Annotated in this window: 15 protein-coding genes; 9 read left to right on the top strand and 6 right to left on the bottom strand. The window is 67.2% G+C overall.

The genetic code is table 11. The features are described 5' to 3' along the window. Positions 1-84: 84 nt before the first annotated feature. Positions 85-1,260, top strand: coding sequence for a zinc-dependent alcohol dehydrogenase (locus GXW71_RS08725; RefSeq protein ID WP_211852097.1), 1,176 nt, complete (start codon positions 85-87; stop codon positions 1,258-1,260). 10 nt (positions 1,261-1,270) lie between these two features. After that, positions 1,271-1,774 carry a hypothetical protein gene (locus GXW71_RS08720; protein WP_211852096.1) on the top strand — a complete coding sequence of 168 codons (504 nt, stop codon included), beginning with the start codon at positions 1,271-1,273 and terminating at the stop codon, positions 1,772-1,774. 133 nt (positions 1,775-1,907) lie between these two features. Here the strand turns inward: GXW71_RS08720 and GXW71_RS08715 are convergent, their stop codons facing one another. From GXW71_RS08715 to GXW71_RS08695, 5 genes are all read right to left on the bottom strand, one after another. Continuing rightward, positions 1,908-2,162 (bottom strand): hypothetical protein, encoded by a 255-nt coding sequence (locus GXW71_RS08715; protein ID WP_211852095.1) that lies wholly within the window; start codon positions 2,160-2,162, stop codon positions 1,908-1,910. Between the two features lie 48 nt (positions 2,163-2,210). Then, positions 2,211-2,465, bottom strand: coding sequence for a hypothetical protein (locus tag GXW71_RS08710; RefSeq protein WP_211852094.1), 255 nt, complete (start codon positions 2,463-2,465; stop codon positions 2,211-2,213). Positions 2,466-2,568: 103 nt separating this feature from the next. Beyond that, positions 2,569-3,186 carry a methylglyoxal synthase gene (locus GXW71_RS08705; protein ID WP_211852093.1) on the bottom strand — a complete coding sequence of 206 codons (618 nt, stop codon included), beginning with the start codon at positions 3,184-3,186 and terminating at the stop codon, positions 2,569-2,571. Between the two features lie 559 nt (positions 3,187-3,745). Next, positions 3,746-4,900, bottom strand: coding sequence for an extracellular catalytic domain type 1 short-chain-length polyhydroxyalkanoate depolymerase (locus GXW71_RS08700; RefSeq protein WP_367617269.1), 1,155 nt, complete (start codon positions 4,898-4,900; stop codon positions 3,746-3,748). Positions 4,901-5,086: 186 nt separating this feature from the next. Next, entirely contained in the window at positions 5,087-5,986 is a 900-nt protein-coding gene (locus GXW71_RS08695; RefSeq protein ID WP_211852092.1) for an MBL fold metallo-hydrolase, read from the bottom strand. Between the two features lie 861 nt (positions 5,987-6,847). On the opposite strand from GXW71_RS08695, the gene GXW71_RS08690 reads away from it, so the two are divergent. From GXW71_RS08690 to GXW71_RS08670, 5 genes are all read left to right on the top strand, one after another. Beyond that, positions 6,848-8,782, top strand: coding sequence for a DEAD/DEAH box helicase (locus tag GXW71_RS08690; RefSeq protein ID WP_367617273.1), 1,935 nt, complete (start codon positions 6,848-6,850; stop codon positions 8,780-8,782). Between the two features lie 56 nt (positions 8,783-8,838). Further along, the gene (locus GXW71_RS08685; protein WP_211852091.1) at positions 8,839-9,873 is read left to right on the top strand and encodes a serine hydrolase domain-containing protein; all 1,035 of its coding nucleotides are present in this window, start codon (positions 8,839-8,841) and stop codon (positions 9,871-9,873) included. 1,546 nt (positions 9,874-11,419) lie between these two features. Further along, the gene (locus GXW71_RS08680; protein ID WP_211852090.1) at positions 11,420-12,127 is read left to right on the top strand and encodes a helix-turn-helix domain-containing protein; all 708 of its coding nucleotides are present in this window, start codon (positions 11,420-11,422) and stop codon (positions 12,125-12,127) included. A 115-nt stretch (positions 12,128-12,242) separates the two neighbouring features. After that, positions 12,243-12,446, top strand: a complete 204-nt coding sequence (locus GXW71_RS08675) for a hypothetical protein (protein WP_211852089.1) — start codon at positions 12,243-12,245, stop codon at positions 12,444-12,446. Positions 12,447-13,567: 1,121 nt separating this feature from the next. Then, on the top strand, positions 13,568-13,771 hold the full coding sequence (locus GXW71_RS08670) for a hypothetical protein (protein WP_211852088.1): 204 nt from the start codon (positions 13,568-13,570) through the stop codon (positions 13,769-13,771). A 198-nt stretch (positions 13,772-13,969) separates the two neighbouring features. On the opposite strand, the gene GXW71_RS08665 is transcribed toward GXW71_RS08670, so the two are convergent. Continuing rightward, positions 13,970-14,734: a hypothetical protein gene (locus GXW71_RS08665; RefSeq protein ID WP_211852087.1), complete on the bottom strand. Its 765-nt coding sequence runs from the start codon at positions 14,732-14,734 to the stop codon at positions 13,970-13,972. A 54-nt stretch (positions 14,735-14,788) separates the two neighbouring features. Here GXW71_RS08665 and GXW71_RS08660 point away from each other — a divergent pair, with 54 nt between their 5' ends. After that, positions 14,789-15,022, top strand: a complete 234-nt coding sequence (locus tag GXW71_RS08660; protein ID WP_211852086.1) for a serine hydrolase — start codon at positions 14,789-14,791, stop codon at positions 15,020-15,022. Between the two features lie 203 nt (positions 15,023-15,225). Beyond that, positions 15,226-15,564, top strand: coding sequence for a SemiSWEET family sugar transporter (locus GXW71_RS08655; protein ID WP_211852085.1), 339 nt, complete (start codon positions 15,226-15,228; stop codon positions 15,562-15,564). The last annotated feature ends 286 nt before the right edge of the window (positions 15,565-15,850 follow it).

Here is a 15,850-nt window from a genome sequence, read left to right as displayed (position 1 = left end):
CCACTCCGCTGGCCCGCGCAAGGTGGCAGGCGGCTTCCTCCCATTTTGGTCATGGGCCGCCCTGTACGGCCCACCGGAGGCTGCATGAAAGCGCTTGTCTGGCACGGGAAGCAGGACATCCGGTGCGACAGGGTGTCCGACCCGGAAATTGAGGATCCGCGCGACGCCATCATCAAGGTGACGAGCTGCGCGATCTGTGGCTCGGATCTTCACCTCTTCCATAACCTGATCCCGGCGATGCTGCCGGGCGACATCATGGGCCATGAGATGATGGGCGAGGTGGTGGAGGTCGGTTCCACCGCGAAGAACGCCCTGCGAAAGGGCGACCGCATCGTCGTGCCATTCACGATCATCTGCGGCGAGTGTGATCAGTGCAAGCGCGGCAACTTCTCGGTCTGCGAACGCACGAACCGCAAGAAGGCGCTCGCTGACAAGGTGTTCGGGCACACGACCGCCGGCCTGTTCGGATACACCCATCTGACCGGCGGATATCCTGGCGGGCAGGCTGAGTATCTCCGCGTCCCCTTCGCGGACGCGACGCACATCAAGGTCCCCCCGCAGCTCAGCGACGAACAGGCCCTTTTTCTTGGCGATATCCTCCCGACCGGCTGGCAAGCTGCCGCACAGTGCGACATCGCCCCCACGGACATCGTCGCAATCTGGGGCTGCGGGCCGGTCGGGCAGATGGCGATCCGCAGCGCGATGCTGCTCGGCGCGAGGACGGTGGTCGCCATCGACCATCTGCCCGAGCGGCTTTCGATGGCGGAGGCGGCGGGCGCCATCACGATCGATTTCATGCAGGACAGCGTCGTTGGTCGCCTCAACGATCTCACCGACGGCAAGGGTCCCGACAAATGCATCGATGCCGTGGGGCTGGAGGCGCATGTCAGTCCGGCCCAGCCGGATAGCGTCCTCGATCGCGCCAAGCAGATGCTGATGCTGGAGAATGACCGGCCGCACGTGCTCCGCGAGATGATCTATGTGTGCCGGCCCGCCGGCGTGATCTCTGTGCCAGGCGTCTACAGCGGCTTGGTCGACAAGCTTCCGCTGGGTATGGCCATGAACAAGGGTCTGACCTTCCGAATGGGCCAGACGCATGTGAACCGGTGGACGGACGATCTGCTGCGCCGCATCGAAGAAGGGCAGATCGACCCGTCCTTCGTGATCACTCACACGGTCCGCCTCGAAGACGGACCAGAAATGTACCGGGTGTTCCGGGACAAGCAGGACAGCTGCATCAAAGTCGTCCTGAAGCCATGAGGGCCAGCCCATGACCATCCTCGCTAGAGCAGCCGACCGTGCACGGTCGGCGCGCGAGCCCCGGATCCTCGAGACTGGGCGGAGTTCGCTGCGCGGCCCGGACCGTCTTGCCCGCGGGCTTGGCTGGTTCAGCATCGCGCTCGGCGTCATCGAGCTGCTGGGCGCGCGGCGCCTCGCCCGTGCATTCGGCATGCAAGGCGCCGAATGGCTCATCCGGAGCTACGGCGTGCGCGAAATCGCATCCGGACTGGGGGCACTCTCGATCAATCCCGCTTCCGGGATCGCCAGCCGGATCGGTGGAGATGGCCTCGACCTACTCACGCTGATGGCAGCCAATTGCCGCACCCGAAAGCAACGCGACAACGTCGAGCTTGCTCTCTTGGCGGTTGCGGGCGTCAGCCTCCTCGATCTGTACTGCCATCAGGAGCTCTCATCACTGCACCAGCGCCGTGGCACCGCTCGGGACTATCGCGACCGGTCCGGTTTCCCCAATGGCAAGCCGAAACTTGAGTGAGGGTACCCGCGCCGCACGTCGTCGCCTGCCACTTCGAAAGGCCTGCGCATCAGAACCGACGCCAATTCGGATCGCGCCACTGCCGCCTGGGACGGACCGTCCGCCCGGCTTTGACGTCTCAGGAGCTTGGGCGTCAGGAGCGGGCCCGATCCGGGTGTAGGGTCGGCAGCCGGTCACGGCCGTAGGTCCATTCGGCCCGCCATTGTGCATCCTCGCCGCGGCACATGACGCGTGCCTTGCTGCCGCGTTCTCCAGCTTCGTGGGCGGCAAGAATCGCGCTGAGCATCGCCGAAGCACGATCGTCAGCGTCCTGCTCCCGCCGACCGCACTTGAACTTCCAGCGGCCGCCGACGCACAAAACATAGAATGAGCGATCCGTCATTCGCATCCCTTGGCTGCTGCCCCGGACCCAGAAGGTCCGAGGCAGGACCGGCCATCACCGGTTGCGGGGATAGGCGCCAGACGTGTTCGAGTCAGTCGCGCGATCGTATGCACGCTCGGCGGCGTTCCCGGGCGGATTGCCAGGCCGGCCATCCGACTGCGTCGGATTTGCGCCGGAGGTGTTCGTGCCCATGTTGCGATCGTAGGCACGCTGTGTGGCCGTTCCAGGCGGATCGTTGCGCGGGTTTGAGCAGGCCGCGACGCCCAGCAGCAGACCTGCAGCCAGCGCAGCGCAGAGATAATGCTTCATAGAAGTCTCCGTGAGCGGAATGCGCTCGCTGCATCAACGCCGAGCGGCGGAGAAAGTTTCAGGTCTGCAATCTTCGTAAGTGACGTTTGGACCGTCATCCGTCTCACGGCGCTTCGGTCCCGCGCCTCCGCTGCTCGATCATCCGCCTCAGCGCCTGATGCTCGGGGCCCGTGCCGCTGCTGAGAAACTGCTCGACGTCGGTGTCGGTCGTGGTGCCGCCGGAAGCTGCGTTCGGCTGGTGTCGGACGAACATCCGCCCGCGTACGATTCCAAGCCTCCAGTGATCGCCGTTGGAGCTCGAATAGATTTCGCGGAACTCGGGCTCCGCGACCGCCGGAGCCGGCAGTGACATGCCTATCGCAAGGTGCTCCGCGCTGGCTTCGCTGAGTGCGACTGGGATGCCGGCGATCAGAGCGACGCGGATCAGAGCGCGAAAATCTGCCTCATGAGCATGGGCGCTTGCCGGGTCGAGGAGGAACACGAGTGCGTCGATCCCCCCATCGACAATCCACGCCCCGAGCTGCATGTCACCACCGTCAGGGCCGCTCCGCAGATGTTCGACACGAAGCGAAGGACAGGCCTGTTCGATGTCGTCGGCGCTGGTGCCGGTCCCGACGAGGCTATGGCGGGCCAGCCAATCCTCCCACCGCTGCGCCCACGCGATGAGCTCGGCCTTTTTGGCGTCGTGGGCGACGAGCCCTATGCGCAGGGGCGGGTGCATTGAGACCTCCTGTTCGAACCAGATCCAACGCGCGCCGGGGGCGCGGCAGCCCGTCCGCGCCCCATACCGAGGCCGCCATCTCCGCCTCGCATTCGAGGTCGCGGCACCTACGGCGGCCCTGCCAGAACCCATGTCAGTAGCGCCCGATCCGGACTGCACTGTGCGAAGTTGGCTTCCTCGCGAAGTGGCGGTCACGACAGCAGGTGTTCGCCAAGAACGCGGCCTGGCTTCGGACAGTTGCGGAGCTTTCGCGCGTCTGGAGGCTCATGTCTCAAGCCGGCGGCGGCGGCGCACCGGTCCTCACCTCAGCACCGGCTCCGAGAAGCCGGAATGTACCCGCTGCCGCCGGCGCATTGGTCGGCAGGCCGCGCCATCGTCGCACCCGGGCGTCGCCTCGACCCAGATCGTCAACACAGAAGCATAGCGGTCGGACCCCCGAGGCAAGCAACCGACACGTCGTCTGCAGTGTAGGCTTGGAACCTAACGTCGCCGCGAATGCCGTAGCCCAGAGGTCCCGAGTACCTCCTGGCGCGCTGGCGGCGGCGCGCTCGCAGCTCACTCAGATGCTCCCGGCGCCATGCGGATGGGCCAGGAAGAATCGCAGCATCTCGCGCGAAGCATCAGGACCGCGCGGATCGGTGTAGGACCCGGCGGCGCTACCTCCGGACCAGGCGTGCGCGCCGCCGTGAATGAGCCAGTGCTCCAGGACGACCTCCCCGGCGCCGTTCGCGTATAGGGTTCGCGTGTACGCATGCCCACCAGGCACCTGTCCGCGCTGGACCTCGGGCCGCAATGACCCGGACGCCCCGGCCTGGTCGATGACCTGCTCGCCATTGCGCGGGTGCACCGTGGCATCCCTATCTGCATGGAACACGATGGTCGGCACCGTGCGCCGGACTCTTCCTCCGGCTGTTCCTTCATGACCGGATTGCCCCGGCGCCGGCGCGCCGTTCCGCATCGCTGCGAAGGCGGAGGGCATGTCGCGAGCCGCGCCGCAGGCCAGCCCGGAGTGGACGCCGACCGCGGCGTAAAGATCAGGATAGGCGCGCGCCATAATGGCTGCTGCCGCGCCGCCGGCGGAGAGCCCGGCGACGTACACGCGCCCTGGGTCGACCGTGTAGTCCCGCATGACCTGGCGCGTTATGCCGGCGATGAGCGCGGGCTCGCCTCGGTCTCGCTGCTGATCACCAGGGCTGAACCAATTCCAGCATCTTTGGGGATTGGCTGCTTGCGTCTGACTCGGATATGCGATCAGGCAGGCGTGCTCCTCGGCGAGCGCGTTCATGCGAGTGCCGACGGCGAAGTCGTCCGGTGATTGGGTGCAGCCGTGCAGCATGACGATCAGCGGCCCCGCCGCGCCACGATAGGTGCTGGGGATGTAGAGCTTGTAGCTGCGGCTCCCAGCATCGCCAGAGTGGGAGCCCGCCAAGAACTCGGCGCCATCCGGCATCGGTTCCGGCACGCGCGTCGGCGCGCGCAGGACGCCCGGGCCATGCCCCCATCCACCTTGGGGGAGCCGGTCGAGAAAGTTCCGCGGTGACGTCCATGTCCGCGGCATGGCGGGCACGCTGAGACGATCGGTCCGCCCTGGACCGGGGGCGGTCATGCCTTTCAGCAGCGCCGGGGCCGCGCGCAGCGCCTCGCCCGTCTCGGGATCGACGTCCGTGATGCGCGGCCGCCCTGCGGCGATGTGACCGGCACGCCCCTGCGCCACCGCATCAGAGACGTTGGGTGGCGTCCCACCACCCAAATGGCGTTGCAGCAGAGCGGAGGCCTCGGCCAGCCGACCTTCGCGTGTGAGCCGGCTGGAAGATGGCCGGGCGTTCGCGAAGGACGATTCTCGTCCGGCTCTCTAGCCGCCGACCCATTGGGCGGTGGGCGGCGGCTTCACAGCTGTGCGTCACTTCCGGATATACGCCGTGCCGCCCAGAACTGTGGCGGGCGTCGTGACATACCGCCCGTGCTCAGGCGTGGACCAGAGCTCAAACTCGGCGGCCAGATGACGGAGTGCCGCTTGCATGTGCGGTCCACGCATGGCGCGGCCGTGACCTGAGACGACCAGGTCTGGCCCCAACTGCGCAAGCCGGCGCACAGATGCTCCGGCCTCCTGCCAATCCACTGTGAAGTAGGCGGGCGGCCCGTGCATTTCTGGCTTCTGCATCGCTGTGGCGTACAGCGACTCCTGGCGCGTGGTGACGAAGGCATCGCCGGATAGGAGGCATTGGTCCTCCTCTCGCCAGAAGGAAACGTGGCCGACGCTATGGCCTGGTGTGTGAATCCAGCGCCAGCCAGCCAGCATCGGTACCGAGCCGTCCTGCGGCAATGCTATCAGGCGGCTCCCGACATTCACGGGTCGGCGGGGCAACAGCGGCGAGAGTCGGCTCATCAATCCACCGCCAACCGACGGGTCCGGCTGCGGGTACGCCGCCGAGCCATCGAGGTAGGGCAGTTCGAGACGATGCGCGATCACCGGCACATCCCAATGTCTCGCCAAGCCTTCGAGCGCACCAACATGGTCGAAATGGCCGTGCGTCAGCAGGATTGCGGCAGGGCGGGATCCTGACCCGAACCGTCTGGCGGCGGCGCGCTCAATCAAAGCACGCGTGCCCGGCAAGCCGGCATCGACCAGCATCCAATCGCGATCGCCGGCTCCATGCCGCCCTATGAAGGCGACGTTGACAATGGCCAAGCGCAAGTAGGCCAAGCCTGGCGCAACCTCATGGGTGCCGTCGCCGCGGGCACGGTCGGCGGTGTCATCGACGGCAGACGCCTCTGCGGGCAGCCGGAGCGTGGTTCTCATCGATCCGCACCCAGGAGCGGCGGCGCGACGAGGCGACGACGACCGGCGTGCGCACTCCCCGGCTCGCGCGCTTGCCCGAGGGCGATGCGGCAGTTGCAGGTTGCGGACGCGGTCGCCGGTGCAACGAAGCGACAAGAATCCCTCGACCGATCTTTCGCTGACCTGCGCATGGGTCCTAACCTGCGGTTCCGCTCGCATGCCTGCCGCAGCTTCGATGCAAGCCGCGATGCGTTCTCAACCTTCCTGCGCCACCGCACGCGCACGAGGGGCAAACCCCAAGGTGGGTTGGTGGCACCCTGGACATCCGCACTCTGGAGAACCGGGTCGCTGTAAAACGCGCGGCAGAGCACTTTGGTGTCCGTCGCCCAGGCGCTCCAGCTTGTGAGAAGCAGGTGATCATCGGCCGTTCACCGCGCGGCCGACGCGGTCGCCGGAGCGCATGGAAGGTCACAAGACGGGCTGAACGCGTCCGTCCGACGCGTGGCCGGGGGCGCGGCGTCGGCCCGGCAAGCGTGCCCGGGTCGGGAGCGAGCCCGCGCTGCGCCGCCAGTGAACCCGATGCTGTGAAGCGCTCCGAGCGGCGCTTATCGCTGCCCGCTGGCGCATCCGGGCGCCGAGTCGAATGCTGCCCGACACCGATCGGGCCGAGGCGCTGGACAGGTCGCCCCGGCGATGGTCAGTCGCGGCCCCGCTCCATGGTGCGGTGACGCGGCCCGATGACCAGAACCCGCTCTGCGATGCCCGGCGCTGCTGGGGCCGGACAACAAGTTCATCACGCAATGCGACCAAGTCCGGAACGCCACACGTAGCCGTCGCGCGACCCCACAACGCCACCGGTGCTGGACACGGGAATCTCGAGGAATCAAGATTCTCGCCGGCTACAGAACCGGAGAAGCGCCGCTGACCCCGCGCACCTTTCGCTCGCACCAAAGACAGCTCTGCGGCATCGCCGAGGCCATCGCCACCGGAGCAAGCGACGCACCCGACATCCTCGCGGCAGTCACGCCGGGCGGCGGTAAGTCCCTCTTGCCCGTCCTCGCCGCAAGCCGACTGGTCGAAGCCGGCATTGTCGATCGCGTTTGCTGGATCGTCCCCCGCGACAGCCTGCGCCTGCAGGCGGAGGAGGCGTTCGCCGACCCTGCCTGGCGGGCCGCCCTCCCGCACAGCCTCAGCATCCGTGCCGCCGACAACACGCCAGACCCAGCACGTGGTCTCGCGGGATACGTCACCACCTATCAGGGCGTCACCGCGGCGCCTGACCTGCACCTCGCCGAATTTCGCCGGTACCGCACGCTCCTCGTCATCGACGAGATGCACCACCTCCCCGCTCTAGCGGACACCGACCCCGCCGCTGCTGCGCAGGCGGCCTTCCTGGACACGGATGAGGCCAGCAGCTGGTCACGCGCCATCCTGCCGTTGCTGGAGTGTGCCAGGGTGCGGCTTCTACTCTCCGGCACACTCGAGCGAGCGGACGGAAGAGCCATCCTCTGGCTGCCCTACCGCAAGGGTCGGAAAGCCCGCACCCGCGAGGTGGAGCTCGACGCGCCCGGCTGGGCGGTGATCGGATACTCACGTTCCCAGGCCCTCGCCGAAAAAGCGGTGCTGCCCGTGACCTTCGGTGCGCTCGACGGAGAGGCGACCTGGCGGGAGGAGGAGGTCGAGGTGGGCCCTCACCGCCTCTCCGCGCCCTACCCCTCCGAGACCACCCGCCCGGCTCTGTTCACCGCGTTGCGGACCGGCTTCGCCGAGGCGCTGCTGCGGGAGGCCTTCGTCGCTGTCCGCGGCATCCGCGCGGAACGACGCGAAGCTCGGGGCCTCGCTGCCGGCACGGCCGCGCGCGGGCTCGGCAAGCTGCTCGTCGTCGCTCCCGACCAGCTGGCGGCCAAGCACTACCTCGATGTGATCCGCGGCTGGATCCCGGCCGCTCAGGCAGATCATGTCGCGCAGCTTGCCACCTCCGACCAAGCGCATGCCCATCAGGTGCTCGCCGCCTTCCGGCTCCGCCCCGAGCCCTCGATCCTGGTCACCGTCGCGATGGCCTACGAAGGGCTCGACGTTCCCGAGGTCGCGGTCGTCGCCGCCCTCACCCACATCCGCTCCCGTCCATGGCTCGAGCAGATGATCGCAAGGGCCACCCGCGTGGATCCGCATGCCGGCGCCTACGAAACACAACGCGCACTGGTGTTCCATCCAGATGATCCCCTGTTCGCGGATTTTCGGCGGCGGATGGAGACCGAGCAGGGAACCCTGGCCCGCCGACCAAAGCCCGGCCGCGGACAAGGTGCCCTGCCCCTTTGGCTCCGAGATCAGCTCCCGCCCCCGCGAGACAGCATCATCCCGCTGCAGTCCAATGCCCTCGCCATGCGCTTCGACTTGCTTCGGCCCGGTCCGGACCTCGCCCTTCGGCGCCCGGAGCAGGAGGCCACGCAGGCCGACATGCTGGGCCCGCCCTCCGCGATCGAGCGAAGGCTCAGGGCTCAGCTCGGCGAGCTCGTCGGCACGCAGGCCATCGAAGACGAGGATGGCCGCGCCGGGATGCGCGGCGGTCTCTCCGGGCCCGGTCTTTATCATCGCTACAACGCCTGCTTGAAGCGCATCTGCGGCAACAAGAGCCGGGCCGAGATGACGCTCGGCGAGCTCGAGGCCGCGATCGGGTGGATGGAGCGCAATCGTCTCTCCGACCACCTGCACCTCCTCGACGGCGATCCCCGTTACGCCTGGTCCGCGCGCAAGCGCCAGGAATGGCAGCCGCCCGTGGGCCGCCCAGACCGACGTCCTCGTGCGTCCAGGCGATGACGCGCTGCAATCGAAACCAGCAGCCGTGGACCGGAGGGGCCGTGATGCGTAGCGGAATGCGGGCGCAGGACCATTTCTCCATCATGCCTCCCACCCGCCGTACCGCCCTGTGCTCTGCCCTGGTCCTCGCAGCGGCCCCGGCCCGCGCTGCCGGAGCCGGACCGGAGCCCTCCCCACTCTCGCACGCAGGCGCCCTGGCCGACGCCACACCCGACCTCCGCACCCTGATCGTCGCCCAGCAGGGTGTGCCCCAAATCGAGCGCGCCTGGCGTGGGGCCAGCTTGAGCCGGCCGGAGAACATCAAGTCGGCGGCCAAGACGATCATCGCCACCCTGGCCGGGATCGCCGCGGCGCGGGGTGTATTCTCGCTCGATGATCGCATTGCCCCCATCCTCGGCCGCCTGGTGCCGTCCGACGCGGATCCACGCGTGGCGCTCATCACCATCCGGCACCTGGCCGGCATGCGCGCCGGGCTGGACAGTACGTCCGGCAGCAACTACGGCCGCTGGGTCGCCAGCGGTAACTGGCTGCACTTCGCCCTCGCCCGGCCCTTCGCCGATGAACCGGGCGGCCAGATGATCTATTCGACGGGCTCCTCCCACATCCTAGGCGCGGCCCTGGCGCGAGCGACCGGCCAATCGCTCCGTGACCTGGTGCAAAACTGGTTGGGCAGGCCGCTCGGCTTTGCGGTGCCGGAGTGGCGGCGCGACCCGCAGGGCTTCTATTTTGGCGGCAACGACATGGCGCTCGCCCCGCGCGCTCTGCTGACCTTTGGGGAGTGCTGCCGTAGCGGTGGCCGCCACCAGGGCCGTCAGGTCATCCCCTCGGCATTCCTGGCCGAAGCCTGGCGGCCTGCGGTGCGCTCCAGCTTCAGCGGCCAGCAATACGGCCTCGGATGGTGGGTTGGCGAGGCCGCGGGGCAAGGCGTGAACTTCGCGTGGGGGTACGGCGGCCAGATGCTCTATGTGCTGCCGCAGCTTGGCCTGACGGTGGTGATGACCTCCGAGACCGACCGGCCGCGTGTCCCGGGACAGGTGTTCACCCGGCACGCCCTCCTCGCAAACGGGATCCTGCCCGCCTTCACCCGCTGATCTCGCGTGCGACCGGTGGCGACAGAGAAGGCAGGACCGGGCTCATACCCTCGCTCACGACCGACGGATTTTAGCAGCAGCATGTCGTCGCGGTGCGCGCAGGCCGCGCGTCCCCAGGGGCTTCGCTGCGCTCACATCGCCGATCACCCAAATGCGCGACAACGTCGCCCGAAGTGCCTCATTTAGTCTTACATATTTAGAATTTGGCCTAACCTCCATTCCGATCACCCGCGAGTACCTGCTAAGACATCGTAGAAGCAGCGAATTTTCCCTCCCTTGCGCGCCGCCACTTCCTGGCGCGTAAGACATGACCGTGTCCTTCGCGACCGTCTCACGCTGATCGCCGCCGCTCAGCCGCAAAGCACCCGCTGCGCCGCGTCGCGCGTCAGCTCGTTGACCCCAGTCGCCCAGCCCACCGTCGGCTTGTGGAACCGGCGCCCCTTGGACGAGGCCGGATAGTTAGGCGGGGGCGACGTATCGCGAGCGCCTGCTTATGGCTGGCAATCAGACCGGCAAGACGTGGTCGGCGGGCGCCGAGGCGGCCTACCACCTGACGGCCATCGTGGAACGCCATCTGCTTCGGGTACGGCTCATAGAGGTGCAGGCGGATTTCAGACATCCGCTGCGCAACCTCGCGCTTCAGCGCCGCGGCCTTGTCCGGGGCCGCGAGCAAAGCCTTCGTCTCCGACGGCAGCATGTTCACAGATTTGCGAAGCCGGCGGGCTTCAGCCGTTCCGGTCATGCCGGTCCGCCGGTTGTCGTGGAGGTGCGCACATGTTGCGGAATGCGAATCCCCGCCGCCCGTTCGAGATGCCTGGTAGCCTTCCCCTCGCGTGCCTCCCGTAGAAGCGATGCCCCCGCGAATGCTTTTGCGCAACGATGGAGGTCGCGATGCGCGACTACTTTCTCTGCCTTGCTTTCGGGCTCGCCCTTGCGCTTACGATGATGTTCGCAGAACGAGTCTTCGATCTCAGCTCTGGTGCCGAAATGCAGGCAGACGCGGGACTACTGCAGAATGTCGGCGGACGCCTTTAGCAGAACGCGCGCAACGATCACCTCATCCCAGTCGGTAGCGCTCTTCCTCGCAGCACCATTATCGCCCGCCCCGTCGCCATCATGCGGTCCGACATGTCGCCATAGGCCGCGCTCGCCTGGTCCTCATCCGCACGCAGCGCCGCATCCGACAGCACCCCGAACTCCCGCGACGCCTCGATGCAGAGCGCCGCCGCCCGAGCAACTGGATCCGCAACACGGGGCGAAATCCCGACCGCAGAATTTTCAGAAGCAGGAAGCGGTGAGAGGGAGGGAACCCCGTCCGCTCCACCTGCCGCCGGGGGTGACGGGGTGGGGGGGTCTGCGGCCGGTCGGCCAGGGGTGCCGCGCAGGGTCCGGGCTCGGCTGTCTCGCCCCCCTTCTGCCCGCCCACGCCCTCCGCAAGGTCGATGCTCAGCACGCATTGCCCCTGCTGCGCTTTGTCGGTGGTCGCAGCGTGCCTGCACCCGCCCCTGCACCGGATGGCCCCCGATCAGAGCGCACGAAGGCGATCGTGGATGTCGAGATGCCGACCAGGGAACAGGTGCTCAACGGCCTGTTGAAGGTCGCAGCGGTCGCAGAGAAGGAATATGGATGTAGAGAGAGCGAGAGAGGGAGGGTGAATTGCATTTGTGTCTCCACAGGCGCGCTTCAGCGGCGAGTTACGGGCGCTGCTGGGCATGATGCTGCGCAGCCAGCGGCGCCGGATGGCGAAGGCTGCCGAGAAAGCCGCATGACGCCAGAGCGACTACGCGAGATCAGGGAAATGATGGGGCTGAGCAGCCGCGCGCTGGCAGCCCTGTTCGGATATGCGACGAGCGCCGGCTATGAGTGGGAGAGAGGCCGCAACGCGGTCCCTGAGCCGGTCGCTGCGTGGCTGGAGAAGGTGGCGCGGTTCTGGAAGGCGAACCCGCCGCCGCAGCGGAGTGCCGGTGCTGAGGCGCCGCTGCGGGCTGGGGAATGGGTAGACGGGATGCGCGTCCTCGCCTGGCGCGGACTGGGCGATGCTATGGCGCTGACCCGGACCGACGCGGATAGCGCCATCCTCCCGGCCGAGCATGCCCCCTGGTCGCCGTGGAAGTCGATCGACCTGGACCCCCACGTGTCGGTGGTCGGCGTCGATGCCGCGGCTGCGCGTCGGGCGATCTGGGAGCGCGGGTTCTTCTTCACCCGGATGCCGCCGAAGCGGCCGCTGAACCGGCTTGCTGACCTGCCGCCGTGAGTAGCGCGGAAATTCCGCGGAGGTGCCCGCACGACGCAGGCACCTATGAAATCCGCCCAATGCTTGGTCATTCCGCGCTTGCTCACGGTCGCCCGCGCGTGGCCATCGAGGTCAGATGCAGACACCACGGGATGATCCCTGGGACGAACTTGTGGAGGCGATAGCCGTCGAGAGCGAGGCCGCCGTTCTCCAGGGCAGGATCGCCTTTGCAGTCGAGACCAGAGATGAGCGTTTGCCCATCGCGCTCACACCGGCCGATGCGGCGAGGCTGGCGCGCGTCCTGATCGAAGCCCTGGAGCGGTTCCGCACTCAGCGGTGAGGCGTGCCGGCGGCTCAGAGAATAGCTTTGATCACGCCGACAACGAACATGAGTACCGCGGTGATCGTGAAGACTACCCCCATGACCTCGCGGTGTATGAGCCACAGAATCATGAGGCCGATCCCGACCAAGAAGCCCAAGATCTCCATAGCGCCGTGCCCTCCACCTCCGCGAACGCGGCGCGGGTAGCACCAGCCTCGGTGCGAAGGGGAGCGACCTTAGTCACGGCGGGTGCCGGCAGAGCCGGCATTGGAAAGTTTGCCCGATCACCAAGAATCCTGTTCGGTGTTGCAACCGCAACGGAGAATGCGCGTTGCGAGGGCCGGCTCTATGAAGCCGGGATAGCGCGACGGGATCCCGATGACGGGCGGTAGCGTGACCGCCGCTGGCGCTAGGCGCCGCGCAGTGCGTTTCGGAGCGGCTGGCGGCGGCTTGCCCATGACGCGCCTCTCTGGAAGGCGGATTCAACGCACGGGTGAACGTGAGGTTGTCGACTATCGGGCGCCGCAGCGATAAAGGGCCATGTCCTCAGGCCCCACATTATCGCCAATCACCCGTCCCTGGTACGAACCGCGCGGCGAGCTGCTGCGCACCGCCGAGGTCGGCGAGTGGGGCGGCCCGAATTACAGCTATCGCGGTGCGAAGATCCGCTGCAACCCAGGCGGGCACGTCTGCAGTCTGGTGTTGGAGGGACACCCGTGGAGTGCCCGGACAAGCTTCGGCGTTCCGGGGACCATCACGCACATCGTTGACGCCTGGCTGGATGAGGGCCGACTACCGGGATGGACGAAGCGCTGACGAATGGGCCGCTTAGACCGCGGCAACTCCGATGCCCGCCGCGCGCTTGGCCTTCAAAGAGTAAGGGTGGCCGTTATGACCCAAGCCGAGCGCGCGCTGCTGCAGAGTTGGCGGAACACATGGCGGCCCTACTAGACGTTGACGCCGCCTCTCTGGATGCGGCGAGCAGCCAAGCCGAGCAGATCCGGGCTCTGATGGCCACCGTATGAGCGAAATCAAAAGTCCGGGCTCGTGAAGCATTTCATCGCCTGGCGACCCGTCCGAGGCCCCGCGGCAACGTTTGATTCCGCGCGGGCTATCCCTCACCAGAACGGAGAGCACCCATGCCGAAGCCAGTGCCCGCGAGCAAGCAACCCATTCCTGGCAGCGCCAAGAAGGATAACATCGACCTTCGCAGCACGGACGCGCACGGCAGACAGGCCGATGAGGTGGAAAGCCACACTGAGCGCGCCAAGAAGAAGGTCGAAGGCGAGACCCACCGCGCGGGCGAGACCTCCGGCGCCTTCAAGGATCAGACGGCTCGCTAAAGTCTAGCAACCCCACCGTGCGCCAGGCGCTTGGCCTTTAACCAAGCTGGGAGCCACCAATGACCGGCGACGAGAGGGCGCTGCTAGATCGCCGCGGCGTTGGCGGAACTTATTCAGGCGGATGCCGAGTCGCTGGATAACCCCAGCAGCCCAGAAGCTGACGCCATCCGCGCGCTCATCGAGAAGGTGCGGACCGCCTCAGTTTAGTGGCGTCCATCGGCCCGTCGATGCTGACCTCCTGGCGCGCTTCATGCCGGGTGCTACGCCGCCGCCGGACTCAATGACTTTGCGCAGGCTGCGGCCGGAGGGGCAGCATGGCGCCGTGCCAAGGCAGGTCTTCGTATTCGACTGGCAGGGAAGGCTGGCGGCTGCGGCACGTAGCCTGTGCCGCCAGATACGCTGCAACTCGCGCCCCCGGCGGCGCCGTCTGACGTAGCAGCCACGCTTGCTCACGATGCCGGCTTTCCGCGATATAGGCTTTGAATCCTTTGCGCCCGTGCTGCCGGCTGGCAGCGCGTTGATAGGCTCGTCGCTGGTGATGCCCTGTGCAGAGTCGATCGTGAGGACATCGCCCAGCGCCAGGCGAATGCGGCCCGAGGGCTTATCTGCCAGGGTCTCCCAGCTAGCAAAGCCGTCGCGGCCATGGGCGGTGCGGAGCGAGACGCCCTCGGCCGAGACGGTCCGGACTTCGAGGACCGAACCGTTGTTGCCAATATTGCCGCGGCCGCCGTCCAGGAACCGCGCGTTGACCCTGTCGAAGAGACGCACGCGATCGCCGATCGCGAGCGTCATGGGATACTGAGCGCCCATCTGGTCGCATGCGAGGAGGGTCAGCGCATCCTCACCGAGCTCACCCATGGCCCGCCGTTCAAGGCGAATGGCACCTTCGATGGCGCGCGCGTCGGCGTTCGTCGGCGCGCTCTGCTGAGCTTTGGGGAGTGCTGCCGTAACGGTGGCCGCCACCAGGGCCGTCAGGTCATCCCCTCGGCATTCCTGGCCGAAGCCTGGCGGCCTGCGGTGCGCTCCAGCTTCAGCGGCCAGCAATACGGCCTCGGATGGTGGGTTGGCGAGGCCGCGGGGCAAGGCGTGAACTTCGCGTGGGGGTACGGCGGCCAGATGCTCTATGTGCTCCCGCAGCTTGGCCTGACGGTGGTGATGACCTCCGAGACCGACCGGCCGCGTGTCCCGGGACAGGTGTTTTCTCGGCACCCCCTCCTCGCAAACGGGATCCTGCCCGCCTTCACCCGCTGATCTCGCGTGCGACCGGTTGCGACAGAGCAGGCAAGACCGGGCTCATACCCTCGCCTCACGACCGACGCACTTTAGCAGCAGCATGTCGTCGCGGTGCGCGCAGGCTGCGCGTCCGCAGGGGCTTCGCTGCGCTCACATCGCGATCACCCAAATGCGCGACAACGTCGCCCGAAGTGCCTCGTTTAGTCTGACCCCTGGAGGGCGTGAACACTGCCTCGGGTTGCGAAGAGGACTCCGCCGAGCATGGATGCCGTCGACATCTCGGAGCTATCGCAGCGCTGTGCTCCGTCTCGAGTTTCGCGCCGCAGGCCCTGAAGATTATCCGCACCGGCAACACCGAAGGCCTCTCCGTGGCGATGTACGCGTTGACGGTCTCAGGCTTTGGCTTGTGGTTGATGTACGGGATCATACAATCGCAGTGGCCACTGATCGCGACGAATGCCAGCTGCTTTGCTCTGTCGCTTCTGATCCTGATCATGCTCCTCTCCCCCGCCGCCCGGAGGCGGGCCGCTGGAATTGCCGAGAGCAAAGTCGGCGACTGACCGACCAACGCGCTTCACGGGCCTCGGACGTCCGTCGCGGGCTGCCGCGCTCCGCCCCATGGAGGCAAACCGGCTCAGCTTTCGACGTTGCGCGCTCGTCGGCTCCCGGCGATTTGCCTGGGACAATGCCGGAGTACCGCATCGGGCGAGCGCGATGCTGCGTCAGACGCGGTCGCTCCAAGATGTGCGGCGCCACCCAACGGCCGGGCCGCCACGGCATAACGCGCCGCCGGTTTTCCCGCGGCCGTGGGCACGTCGTTCGTGGAATGCGGGACACCGCGCCCCG

The organism is Plastoroseomonas hellenica (assembly GCF_018129085.1).
Taxonomy (GTDB): domain Bacteria; phylum Pseudomonadota; class Alphaproteobacteria; order Acetobacterales; family Acetobacteraceae; genus Plastoroseomonas; species Plastoroseomonas hellenica.
Note: the sequence above shows the minus strand (reverse complement) of the source record. Positions and strands in the feature narration are given on the sequence as shown.